This is a genomic window from Massilia sp. FBCC-B171 (genome assembly GCF_059134155.1).
The window spans coordinates 4369688-4381222 of record NZ_CP101443.1 but is presented as its reverse complement, the minus strand read 5'-3'; the positions used below and the strand labels follow the sequence as shown (position 1 = coordinate 4381222).

Sequence of the window (11535 nt, the reverse complement as noted above, 5' to 3'; positions counted from 1 at the left end):
TACCTAAGTGCTTAATTTTCCGAGATATTTTGTCTTGACGCTACTTCAGCGATGCGCGCTAAGTCCTTCATTTCATTAGAAAAATTCGGGTTTTTCCTACTGGAATTCGCTTGACCAGCAACAACGCTTCCTCTAAAGTGGGAAACAGTGTGAAAAAGTGTAGTTTTGTGGGAGAAATTCAGGTCTCCCGGCGCGCAAAACAATTAAACTGATAACTCTCCAAGCTAGGCTTCTACGTGTTCCAAGGCGCGTCTGCGATTAATCTCGATGCGAAAGGCCGGATGTCAATCCCGGCAAAGCATCGTGACGCCCTCGCGCTTCAATGCGAAGGCCGCCTCACGCTGACCCGGCACCCGCACGGCTGCCTGTTGCTGTTCCCCCGTCCCGTCTGGGAAACCCATCGCGACCAGATCGCCGCCTGGCCCATGTCGGCCCGCGCCTGGCAGCGCATTTTCCTTGGTAACGCCTGCGATGTCGAGATCGACAGCGCCGGCCGTGCCCTGATCGCGCCCGAGCTGCGCGCCGCCGTTGGCCTGGAAAAAGAAGTGATGATGCTCGGCATGGGTACCCATTTCGAAATCTGGGATGCCGCCAAGCTCGCCGCCGATGAGGCATCCGCCGTCGCCGGCGGCATGCCCGATGTACTTTCCAATTTCTCTTTCTGAGGCACGGATGACGATTGACACTCCGGTGCCCGAACTATTGCATCGCACGGTGCTGCTTGATGAAGCAGTCGATGCGCTCGACCTGACGGGTCCGCGCGCTTCCGGTCTCTATATAGATGGCACCTTCGGCCGGGGCGGCCACAGCCGCCTGATCCTGTCGCGCCTGAGCCCGGCCGGGCGCCTGGTCGCCTTCGACAAGGACCTGCAGGCCATCGCCACCGCCGAACAGATTGGCGATCCACGATTCTCGATCGTCCACGACAGCTTCGCGACCATGGGCTCGGCACTCGCCGCCCAGGGCGTCTCGCACGTGGACGGCATCCTGCTCGACCTGGGCATCTCCTCGCCCCAGGTCGACGACGCCGCACGCGGATTCAGTTTCCGCAACGACGGCCCGCTCGACATGCGGATGGACACGACACGCGGACTCTCGGCCGCCGAATGGATAGCCACGGCGACCGAACAACAACTGGAAAAGGTTATACGTGAATATGGGGAAGAACGGTTTGCTTTTCAGATTGCAAAGGCGCTTGTTGCTCGCCGGGCAGTCGAACCAATTTCAAGCACACGCCAGCTTGCCGCAATCGTGGCAAACACGGTCAAGACTCGGGAAAAAGGCAAGGATCCGGCCACCCGTACCTTTCAGGCTATCCGGATTTTCGTCAATAAAGAGCTTGAGGACCTCGAGGCTGGGCTGACGGCTGCCTACGCCATGCTCGCGCCCGGCTCGCGCATGTCCGTGATCAGCTTCCACTCGCTCGAAGACCGCATGGTCAAACAATTTTTCGCCAGTAAAGCCAACGTGCCGCAGCCGGACCGCCGCCTGCCGATCCGCGCCGTCGACCTGCCGCAGCCGCAAATGAAACTGATCGCCAAGATCAAGCCATCAAGCGAGGAAGTCTCCGCCAATCCGCGCGCCCGTTCGGCGGTGCTGCGCGTGGCCGAGCGCCTGGAGGACGTGGCGCGATGAGCAACAAGCTCAACATCATGCTGGCGGCCGGCCTGATCGCCTGCGGCCTGACGCTGGTGAATGCGCGCTACCAGGCGCGCCATCTGTTCATCGAGCTCGAGCGCCTGCAGCAGACCTCGCGCCAGCTCGACATCGACTGGGCCCAGCTGCAGCTGGACCAGTCCACCCTCGGCAAGAACGAACGCATCGAACAGATCGCCCGCACTGAACTGAACATGACCCCGCTGACCCCGGCCCGTACCCAGTACCTGATGGCGGAGGGTGCGCGATGAAACGCGACAAGCCGTTCACCACCGGGCGCGTCGCCGCGTCGAAGGGCATGGCCTTTTCGAAGAGCCCGGTGCTGGCCGTGCGCCTGCCCGACTGGCGCTCGCGCGTGGTGCTGTTCGTGCTGTTCGCGGCCTTCGCCGCGCTCGGCCTGCGCGCGCTCTGGCTGCAGGGCATGTCGACCCAGTTCCTGCAAAAGCAGGGCAAGAGCCGCTACGAGCGCACGCTGGAACTGCCCGCCACGCGCGGCAAGATCATGGACCGCAACGGCCAGGTGCTGGCTTCGTCGCTGCCGGTGAAGGCCGTCTGGGCGATTCCCGAAGACGTGCTGGCCTCGCCGCCGGAAAAACTGACCGAACTGGCCCGCCTGCTCGAGATGCCGGAAGCGGAGATGCGTAAAAAACTCGATTCCGACCGCACCTTCGTCTACCTGAAGCGCCAGGTCGAGATGGACGTCATCGCGAAAATCGAAAAGCTCAAGATCACGGGCCTGGATACGCGCAAGGAATACAAGCGCTTCTACCCGCAGGGCGAAGTCATGACCCACATGGTCGGCTTCACCAACGTCGAAGACGTGGGCCAGGAAGGCATGGAGCTGGCCCAGCAGAAGTCGCTGGTCGGCGCGCCGGGCAGCCGCCGCGTGATCAAGGACCGCCTGGGCCGCATCGTCGAAGACCTGGGCTTTTCGCGCGAGCCGCACGACGGCAAGGACTTAACTTTATCGGTCGATTCCAAGCTCCAGTACATCGCCTTCACCAGCGTCAAGAACGCGGTCGAGAAGTTCAACGCCGATGCCGGCGGGGCCGTCGTGCTCGACGTGCACACCGGCGAAGTGCTGGCCATGGCCAACTACCCGACCTATAACCCGAACGACCGCAAGAAGCTCACCGGCGCCCAGCTGCGCAACCGCGTCATCACCGACACCTTCGAGCCCGGCTCGACGATCAAGCCGCTGACCGTCGCGCTCGGCCTGGATACGAAGCGCATCACCCCGAATACCGTGTTCGATACCGGCTCCGGACGCATCGTCGTCGGCGGCCGCCCGATCCGCGACCTGCACCCGAAGCCGATGCTGACCACCAGCGGCGTCATCCAGAAGTCGTCGAATATCGGCGTGGTGAAGATCGCCCAGATGATCCCGCCGCAGGAAATGTGGGAGCTCTACACCAAGGTCGGCTACGGCCAGGCGCCGCGCTTCGGCTTCCCAGGCCCAACCGCTGGCCGCGTGCGCCCATGGAAATCCTGGAAGCCGATCGAATACGCGAACATGGCCTTCGGCCACGGCCTGTCGGTGTCGCTGCTGCAGATGGCGCGCTCGTACATGATTTTCGCCCGCAACGGCGACATCATTCCGCTGTCCTTCGTGAAGGTGAATGAGGAGCCGGTCGGCCAGCAGGTGATCTCGCCGAAGACCGCGGCCCAGGTGCGCACGATGCTCGAATCGGTGGTCGGTCCGGAAGGCACGGCGTCCAGGGCCCAGGTAGCGGGCTACCGCGTGGGCGGCAAGACCGGCACCGCCGAGAAGATCGTCAACGGCCGTTACTCGCGCACCGACAACATCGGCTATTTCGTCGGCATTGCGCCGATGTCCAAGCCGCGCTTCATCATCGCCGTCATGGTCGACAACCCACGGGGCGCGCTGCGGCAAGGCGGAAACGTCGCCGCGCCGACCGCCGCCGACCTGGCGGCCAATGCGCTGCGGGCGGCGAACATCCCTCCGGATTCGTCGGTCACCGACATCATCATTCCGGAAGAACCACTCGAGGAGGGCCTGTAATGGCAGCAAGCCAGCATGAGATCTGCCAATGGGTCGTTGCCGCCGCACCAGGCGGCAGGCTCGTTTCCGATTCGCGCCAGGTGGAGCCGGGCGACGTCTTCTTCGCCTATCCCGGCGAAACCGCGGACGGACGCCGCTTCATCGCCTCCGCCGTCAGCAATGGCGCCGTGGCCGTCGTCTACGAAGAGCGCGATTTCGATTGGGACGACGCCGTCGCCATCCCGCACCTGGCGGTGCCAGAGCTGAAAGCCCAGGCCGGCCTGATCGCGCACGCCTGCCTCGGCCAGCCCGACGCCGACATGTTCACCGTGGGCGTCACCGGCACCAACGGCAAGACCTCCTGCGCCGTCTGGCTCGGCCAGGCGTTCGCGAAGCTGGGCGAGACCGCCGCCGTCATCGGCACCCTGGGCGTGGCCATGTTCAAGGGCCATGCGGAACCCGAATTCAACGTCACCGGCTACACCACGCCGGACGCCGTGCTGCTCGCCAGCCGCCTGGCCGCGGTGCGCGAAGCGAAAGCGCGCGTGCTGGCCATCGAGGTGTCCTCGATCGGCCTGGTGGAAGGGCGCACCGCGGGCCTGCATTTCGACGTCGCGATCTTTACCAACCTGACCCGCGACCACCTCGACTACCACGGCGACATGCAGGCCTACGAAGCGGCCAAGATCAAGCTGTTCGAGTGGCCGGGCTTGCGCACCGCCGTCGTCAACCTCGACGATCCGGCTGGCCAGCGCCTGGTGTCCCACCTGCGCGCGACCAATCCTGCGCTGGCCATCACGGGCTACACGCTGCACGATGCAGCCGCGCAGCCGGACATCGAAGGCGTCACGATCCTGCGCGCCTCGAATAAACGCAGCCGCCCGGCGGGCAGCGAATTCCAGCTCGACGCGCTTGGTGCCAGCCTGCTGGTGAAGACCCAGCTGGTCGGCCACTTCAACATCAGCAATGCGCTGGCCGTGCTGGGCGCGCTGCTGGCCAAGGGGTTCGCGCTGAAAAACGCGGTCGAGGCGATCGAAGCCCTGCTGCCGGCCCCGGGCCGCATGCAGCAGGTCGGCGGCCAGGATGCGCCGCTGGTCGTGATCGACTACGCACACACGCCCGACGCGCTGGAAAAAACCCTGGGCGCGCTGCGTCAGGTCGCGACCGAGCGTGGCGGCCAGCTGTGGTGCGTGTTCGGCTGCGGCGGCGACCGCGATCCGGGCAAGCGCCCGCAGATGGGCGCGATCGCGCAAGCGGCCGACCAGGTCATCGTCACCAGCGACAACCCGCGCAGTGAAGAACCGAATGCGATTCTCGAGCAGATCGTCGCTGGCATGGACCCTGCGGGTGCGCCGCACCAGGCGATCGAGGACCGCGCCACCGCCATCCTGGCCGCCGTGAAGCAGGCGAATAAACAGGACGTGATCCTGCTGGCCGGGAAGGGCCACGAGCCCTACCAGGAAATCAAGGGCAAGAAGCTGCCGTTTTCCGACGCCGACCACGCTGCGCTGGCCTTGAGCGCGCGGCTCACCATGATGAGGACCCACTAGCATGCGCGGTACGCTCGCCCAATTGATCGCGTCGATGCCCGGCTCGCAGCTCACTGCTGACGCCAGTTTCGACAAGGTCACGACCGACAGCCGCACGGCGAATGCCGGCGCGCTGTTCGTCGCATTGCGCGGCGAAATCCATGACGCCCACGGCTTCCTGGCGCAGGTGGCCGCCAACGGCGCCGCCGCAGTCGTCGTCGAGCGCCTGCCGGAAGGCTGGACCCTGCCGGCCATTGTGGTGCCGAACACCCTGACGGCACTCGGCCAGATCGCGAACCAGTGGCGCCGCGAATACGCGATTCCCCTGATCGGCGTCACCGGCAGCAACGGCAAGACCACGGTCAAGGAAATGATCGCGGCGATCCTGGCTGCCGCTTTCGGTGAAGAAGCGCGCCTGGCCACGCAAGGTAATTTGAACAACGAGATCGGCGTGCCGCTGACGCTGATGCGCCTGGAAGCAGCGCACCGCGCGGCCGTGGTCGAACTGGGCATGAACCATCCGGGCGAGATCGCGCGCCTGGCCGCGATTGCCCAGCCAACGGTCGCGATGGTCAACAACGCCCAGCGCGAGCACCAGGAATTCATGCACACCGTGGAAGCGGTGGCGCTCGAAAATGGTTCGGTCTTCGCCGCGCTGCCAGCCGATGGCGTCGCCGTCTACCCGGGCGACGACACCTACACGGCCCTGTGGCAGGGACTGGCAGCGCATTGCCGCAGCCTGACTTTCGGCCTGAACGAGGCCTGCGACGTGTACGCGTCGTATGAAAGCACCGGATTCGGTAACAATTTGAAAGTAACGGTCCCAGGCGGCGAGTTCACGCTGAAACTGGCGGCGGCGGGTGAGCACAACGTGCGCAATGCCCTGGCCGCAATCGCCTGTGCGCTGGCGGCCGGCATCGGGCAAGACGTGATCGTGCGCGGCCTGGAAGCCTTCGCGCCGGTGGGCGGGCGCCTGCAGCAAAAGCGCGCCGCCAACGGTGCGCTCGTGATCGACGACACCTATAACGCCAACCCGGATTCGATGCGCGCCGCGATCGACGTGCTGGCCAGCTATCCGGCGCCACGCATCCTGGTGGTGGGCGACATGGGCGAAGTCGGCACGCAGGGACGCGAGTTCCACGAAGAGATTGGCGCTTACGCGCAAAGCCGCGGCATCGAAACGGTGCTGGCAACGGGTGAGCTTTCGCGCCACCTCGTCGCAAGCGGTGCAGTACATGTAGAGCAGTTTGACGATTTATTGGCAGCACTGGACAAGCAACTGGGCGGCAATTCTGAGGCAACTGTGCTGGTGAAGGGCTCGCGTTTCATGAAGATGGAACGCGTCGTCAATCACCTGACCGGATCCACACCTATCAGCAAGGACGCCCACTAATGCTTCTCTGGCTCGCACAATACCTGCAGGACTATATCGGTCCGATGCGTGTCTTTAACTTCATCACCTTCCGCGCGGTGTTCGCCACGATCACCGCGACCGCGCTCGGCCTGTTCACCGGTCCGGCGGTCATCCGCAAGCTGACCGAGATGAAGGTGGGGCAGGCAGTGCGCACCCAGGGCCCACAGACCCACCTGAAAAAACACGGCACCCCGACCATGGGCGGCGTGCTGATCCTGATTTCGATCGCGATTTCGACGCTCTTGTGGTGCGACCTGTCGAACCGCCTGATCTGGCCGGTGCTGATCGTCACCCTCGGTTTCGGCGCCGTCGGCTGGGTCGACGACTACCGCAAGGTGGTCCATCAGGACCCGGAAGGCATGCGCTCGCGCGAAAAATACTTCTGGATGTCGCTGGTCGGCATCATCGCTTCGCTTTACCTGGCCTTCTCGGTCTCGGCGAAGACCCCATGGGGCGTGGCCCAGCTGTTCCTGGCCTGGGTGCAGTCCGGCTTCTCGCTCGACCTGCCGCCCAAAGCCGACCTGATCGTCCCCTTCTTCAAGACCATCAGCTATCCGCTGGGCGTGTGGGGCTTCATCGCGCTGACCTATTGCGTCATCGTCGGCACCTCGAACGCGGTCAACTTCACCGACGGCCTCGACGGCCTGGCCATCATGCCGACCGTGATGGTGGGCGGCGCGCTGGGCCTGTTCGCCTACCTGACCGGCAACGCCACCTACGCGAAATACCTGTTCATCCCGCATATCGCGGGCGCCGGCGAACTGCTGATCTTCTGCGGCGCGATGGCGGGCGCCGGCCTGGCCTTCCTCTGGTATAACGCGCACCCGGCGCAGATGTTCATGGGCGACGTCGGCGCGCTGGCCCTCGGCGGCGCGCTCGGCACCATCGCCGTCATCGTGCGCCAGGAAATCGTCCTGTTCATCATGGGCGGCGTGTTCGTGGCCGAAACGCTGTCGGTGATCATCCAGGTGGCCTGGTTCAAGTACACCAAGAAGCGTTACGGCACCGGCAGGCGCGTATTCCTGATGGCGCCGCTGCACCACCATTTCGAACAAAAAGGCTGGAAGGAGACCAAGGTTGTGGTCCGCTTCTGGATTATCACGATGGTCCTGGTCCTCATCGGCCTGTCGACCCTGAAGCTGCGCTAATGAACTACGACGGCAAACTCGCCCTGGTCCTGGGGCTCGGAGAATCCGGGCTCGCGATGGCGCAATGGCTCGGCCAATGCGGCGCACGCGTGCGCGTGGCCGATACGCGGGGCGAGCCGCAGCGCCTGGGCGCCTTGCGCGAAGCGGTACCTGGCGCCGAATTCATCGGCGGCGAGTTCAATGCAACGCTGGTCGAGGGCGTCGACTTTGTCGCCGTCAGCCCGGGCCTGGCGCCGAACAAGGAACTGGCGAGCATCATGCCGGCCGCGCAGGCAGCGAACATTCCTGTCTGGGGCGAGATCGAGCTGTTCGCGCAAGCGCTCGCAAGCCTGAAGCAGGAGCGCGCCTACGCGCCGAAAGTCATCGCCATCACCGGCACCAACGGCAAGACCACCGTCACCAGCCTGACCGGCCTGCTGTGCCGCCGCGCCGGTTTCGAGACCCGCGTGGCTGGCAACATCAGCCCGGCGGCACTCGACGTGCTGCGCGAAGCGCTGGCGGAAGACAAGCTGCCGCAAGCCTGGGTGCTCGAGCTCTCCAGCTTCCAGCTGCACACCACCTTCAGCCTGAACGCGGACGCCGCGACGGTGCTGAACATCACCCAGGACCACCTCGACTGGCATGGCGACATGGCGGCCTATGCGGCGGACAAGGCGCGCATCTTCGGGCTTGAGACCACGCGCGTGCTGAACCGCGACGACGCCACCGTGATGGGCATGGCCGCACCTGGCGTGCCGCAGCTGACTTTTGGCACGGGCGAGCCGCAGGAAGCGAACAGCTTCGGCATCGTCAACGAGCGCGGCGTGCTGTGGCTGGCGAATGCCGTCGCCGCCGAAGCAGTCGAAAAGAAACTGAAAAAGGGCGAAGTCGCGCCGCCGGTCGAAACCACGGTGAACCGCCTGATGCCGGCCGATGCGCTGAAAATCCGCGGCCTGCACAATGCCTCGAACGCGCTGGCCGCGCTGGCCCTGTGCCGCGCCGCCGGCCTGCCGCTCGCGCCGCTGCTGCACGGCCTGCGCGAATACGCGGGCGAACCGCACCGGGTGGAACTGGTTGCCACCATCGACGGCATCGATTACTACGACGACAGCAAGGGCACGAATGTGGGCGCCACTGTCGCCGCCTTGCTCGGCCTCGGTAAAGCCTTCACCGGCGAAGACCAGCAGATCGTCCTGATCGCCGGCGGCGACGGCAAGGGCCAGGACTTCACGCCGCTGGCCGAACCCGTGTCGCGCTATGTGCGCGCCGTGCTGCTGATCGGGAAGGATGCCCCGGCCGTAAAGGCGGCGATTGAACCGTCGGGCGTGCCGTGCTTCGACCTGGAAGACCTGCCGCAGGCCGTGCGCCGCGCTGCGGGTCTCGCACGCGCGGGCGACAGCGTGCTGCTCTCGCCGGCTTGCGCCAGCCTCGACATGTTCACCAACTACGCGCACCGCGCGCAGGTGTTCGTCGAGACGGTGCGCGAGATCGCGCTCGACAAGGGAATGGAGCTCTGATGGCCTTCCAGCTTCCCTTCAAATTTTCCGGCTCCGCCAGCGAAGCGGCGATTGCCGAACGTTCGCGCCCATCCAAGATGATGGACTACGACCAGCCGCTGGTCTGGGTCACCCTGATCCTGATGCTGTTCGGGATGGTGATGGTGTATTCGGCTTCGATCGCGCTGCCCGATTCGCCCAAGTTCGCGCACCTGCTGGGTCGCCACGAATACTTCCTGTACCGCCAGATGGCCTTCATCGTCGCTGCGATCACGGCGGCCTGGGTCACCTTCCGCATCCCCATCGCCGTGCTGCAAAAGCTCGCCCCGATGATGTTCGTGGCGACCCTGGTGCTCTTGATGCTGGTGCTGATTCCCGGTGTCGGCGTGGTCGTGAACGGCGCGCGGCGCTGGTTATCCTTAAAGGTGTTCAACCTGCAGCCGTCCGAGATGATGAAGATCGTCGCGGTGCTGTACGCCGCCGACTTCACGGTGCGCAAGCAGCAGTACATGCACAAGCTGACCAAGGGCTTCATGCCGATGGCCTTTGCGATCGGCGTGGTCGGCCTGTTGCTGCTGCTCGAGCCCGACCTCGGCGCTTTTGGTGTCATCGTCTGCATCGCGATGGGCATCCTGTTCCTGGGCGGCTTCAACATGATCTGGTTCGGCGGCATCGGCGCCATCCTGGTCGTGATCTTCACCTCGATCATCGCGCTCTCGCCATTCCGCCGCGCGCGCATGTTCGCCTACCTCGACCCCTGGCAGGAAGACAATGCGCTGGACAAGGCCTATCAGCTGACGCACTCGCTGATCGCCTTCGGCCGCGGCGAGATCGCCGGCGTGGGCCTGGGTAACAGCGTCGAGAAGCTGCATTACCTGCCGGAAGCGCATACCGACTTCATCATGGCCGTGATCGGCGAAGAGCTGGGCCTGGTCGGCGTGCTGGTCACGCTCGCGCTGTTCTACTGGTTAGTAAAGCGCGCCTTCGACATCGGCCGCCAGGCGATCGCGCTCGACCAGTTCTTCGCCGGCCTGACCGCGAAAGGAATCGGCATCTGGATCGGCGTGCAGACATTCATCAACATGGGCGTGAACCTGGGCCTGCTGCCAACCAAGGGGCTGACCTTGCCCCTGATGAGCTATGGCGGCTCGGGCGTCGTGATCAACTGCGTGGGTCTTGCGATCCTGTTGCGCATCGATTACGAGAACCGCGTCCTGATGCGGGGAGGGCGGCTATGAAAAAGCTGATGATCATGGCAGCCGGTACCGGCGGCCACATCTTCCCGGGCGTGGCGATTGCGCAGACCATGCGCGCGCGCGGCTGGACCGTCACCTGGCTCGGCACCGCGCACGGCATGGAACGCGAGTTCGTGCCCAAGCACGGCATCGAGATGGACACCATCGATTTCGCCGGCCTGCGCGGCAAGGGTCTCAAGCACACGATTTCCGGCGCCTTCAAGATGGCCGCCTCCTTCGGCGCCTGCCTGCGTTTCCTCGGACAGCGCAAACCCGACGTCGTGCTCGGCATGGGCGGCTATGTCACTGTCCCGGGCGGCTTGATGGCGCGCACGCGCGGCATTCCGCTGGCCCTGGTGAATGCCGACGCGGCGCTGCTCTTGTCGAACAAGACCCTGGCCCCGCTGGCAAGCCGCGTGCTGTTCGGCTTCCCGGCCGACTTCGGCAATGCAGCAGGCAAGGCGGTCGTCACGGGCAATCCGGTGCGCCAGGCGATCCTCGATTTGCCGGTCCCAGCCGAACGCTTCGCTGGCCGCACGGGCCCGCTGCGCGTGCTGGTCGTCGGCGGCAGCCTGGGCGCGAAAGTGCTGAACGACAGCGTACCGGCGGCCCTGGCCCTGATCGACGCCAATGTGCGCCCGGTCGTGACCCACCAGTCGGGCAAGAAGAACATCGAAGCGCTGCGCATGGCCTACAAGCAGGCGGGCGTGGAGGCGAACGTGGTCGACTTCATCGACGACATGGCCGCGGCATATGCGGCAGCGGACCTGGTCATCTGCCGCGCCGGCGCGATCACCGTCTCCGAACTGACGGCGGCGGGCGTGGCCAGCGTGCTGGTGCCTTTCGTGGCGAGTACCACCAGCCACCAGCGCGACAACGCGCTCTGGATGGCGCAGCAAGGCGCGGCGGTCCACCTGGCGCAGGGCGATTTGTCGGCGCAGCGGGTCGCCGAACTGCTGCAGGGGACGAGCCGCGTGGCTTGCCTGGCAATGGCGCAGGCGGCGCATGGCGTCGGCAAGCGCAACGCGAATAACGAAATTGCAGACGTGCTCGAACAACTGGCTCAGAACAAATAA

10 protein-coding genes are annotated in these 11535 nt (G+C 64.9%); all 10 read left to right on the top strand.

Annotated features, from left to right (window positions below; translation table 11 throughout):
- The first annotated feature begins 236 nt into the window (after nt 1–236).
- Genes mraZ through murG form a run of 10 tightly spaced genes read left to right on the top strand, consistent with a single transcriptional unit; the run spans nt 237 to nt 11535 of the window.
- Nucleotides 237–665, top strand: a complete 429-nt coding sequence (gene mraZ, locus NMB41_RS19835) for a division/cell wall cluster transcriptional repressor MraZ (protein WP_494379514.1) — start codon at nt 237–239, stop codon at nt 663–665.
- Between the two features lie 7 nt (nt 666–672).
- A complete protein-coding gene (gene rsmH / locus NMB41_RS19830) occupies nt 673–1635 on the top strand; it encodes a 16S rRNA (cytosine(1402)-N(4))-methyltransferase RsmH (protein WP_494382876.1) in 963 nt (320 codons plus the stop codon).
- Entirely contained in the window at nt 1632–1907 is a 276-nt protein-coding gene (gene ftsL / locus NMB41_RS19825; protein ID WP_494379513.1) for a cell division protein FtsL, read from the top strand. Before rsmH ends, ftsL begins: the two co-directional genes overlap by 4 nt.
- Nucleotides 1904–3679: a peptidoglycan D,D-transpeptidase FtsI family protein gene (locus tag NMB41_RS19820; RefSeq protein WP_494379512.1), complete on the top strand. Its 1776-nt coding sequence runs from the start codon at nt 1904–1906 to the stop codon at nt 3677–3679. The genes ftsL and NMB41_RS19820 overlap by 4 nt, the downstream gene beginning before the upstream one ends.
- Entirely contained in the window at nt 3679–5208 is a 1530-nt protein-coding gene (locus tag NMB41_RS19815; protein ID WP_494379511.1) for a UDP-N-acetylmuramoyl-L-alanyl-D-glutamate--2,6-diaminopimelate ligase, read from the top strand. The genes NMB41_RS19820 and NMB41_RS19815 overlap by 1 nt, the downstream gene beginning before the upstream one ends.
- 1 nt (nt 5209) lies before the next feature.
- Nucleotides 5210–6580, top strand: coding sequence for a UDP-N-acetylmuramoyl-tripeptide--D-alanyl-D-alanine ligase (locus NMB41_RS19810; RefSeq protein ID WP_494379510.1), 1371 nt, complete (start codon nt 5210–5212; stop codon nt 6578–6580).
- Nucleotides 6580–7749 carry a phospho-N-acetylmuramoyl-pentapeptide-transferase gene (gene mraY, locus NMB41_RS19805; RefSeq protein WP_494379509.1) on the top strand — a complete coding sequence of 390 codons (1170 nt, stop codon included), beginning with the start codon at nt 6580–6582 and terminating at the stop codon, nt 7747–7749. Before NMB41_RS19810 ends, mraY begins: the two co-directional genes overlap by 1 nt.
- Nucleotides 7749–9245, top strand: coding sequence for a UDP-N-acetylmuramoyl-L-alanine--D-glutamate ligase (murD, locus tag NMB41_RS19800; protein WP_494379508.1), 1497 nt, complete (start codon nt 7749–7751; stop codon nt 9243–9245). Before mraY ends, murD begins: the two co-directional genes overlap by 1 nt.
- On the top strand, nt 9245–10462 hold the full coding sequence (ftsW, locus tag NMB41_RS19795) for a putative lipid II flippase FtsW (protein ID WP_494379507.1): 1218 nt from the start codon (nt 9245–9247) through the stop codon (nt 10460–10462). The genes murD and ftsW overlap by 1 nt, the downstream gene beginning before the upstream one ends.
- The gene (murG, locus tag NMB41_RS19790) at nt 10459–11535 is read left to right on the top strand and encodes an undecaprenyldiphospho-muramoylpentapeptide beta-N-acetylglucosaminyltransferase (RefSeq protein ID WP_494379506.1); all 1077 of its coding nucleotides are present in this window, start codon (nt 10459–10461) and stop codon (nt 11533–11535) included. The genes ftsW and murG overlap by 4 nt, the downstream gene beginning before the upstream one ends.

Coding starts and splice junctions, on each gene's coding strand:
- mraY (WP_494379509.1), top strand. CDS start 6,580: ATGCTTCTCTGGCTCGCACAATACCTGCAGGACTATATCGGTCCGATG.
- murG (WP_494379506.1), top strand. CDS start 10,459: ATGAAAAAGCTGATGATCATGGCAGCCGGTACCGGCGGCCACATCTTC.
- ftsW (WP_494379507.1), top strand. CDS start 9,245: ATGGCCTTCCAGCTTCCCTTCAAATTTTCCGGCTCCGCCAGCGAAGCG.
- NMB41_RS19810 (WP_494379510.1), top strand. CDS start 5,210: ATGCGCGGTACGCTCGCCCAATTGATCGCGTCGATGCCCGGCTCGCAG.
- NMB41_RS19815 (WP_494379511.1), top strand. CDS start 3,679: ATGGCAGCAAGCCAGCATGAGATCTGCCAATGGGTCGTTGCCGCCGCA.
- NMB41_RS19820 (WP_494379512.1), top strand. CDS start 1,904: ATGAAACGCGACAAGCCGTTCACCACCGGGCGCGTCGCCGCGTCGAAG.
- murD (WP_494379508.1), top strand. CDS start 7,749: ATGAACTACGACGGCAAACTCGCCCTGGTCCTGGGGCTCGGAGAATCC.
- ftsL (WP_494379513.1), top strand. CDS start 1,632: ATGAGCAACAAGCTCAACATCATGCTGGCGGCCGGCCTGATCGCCTGC.
- rsmH (WP_494382876.1), top strand. CDS start 673: ATGACGATTGACACTCCGGTGCCCGAACTATTGCATCGCACGGTGCTG.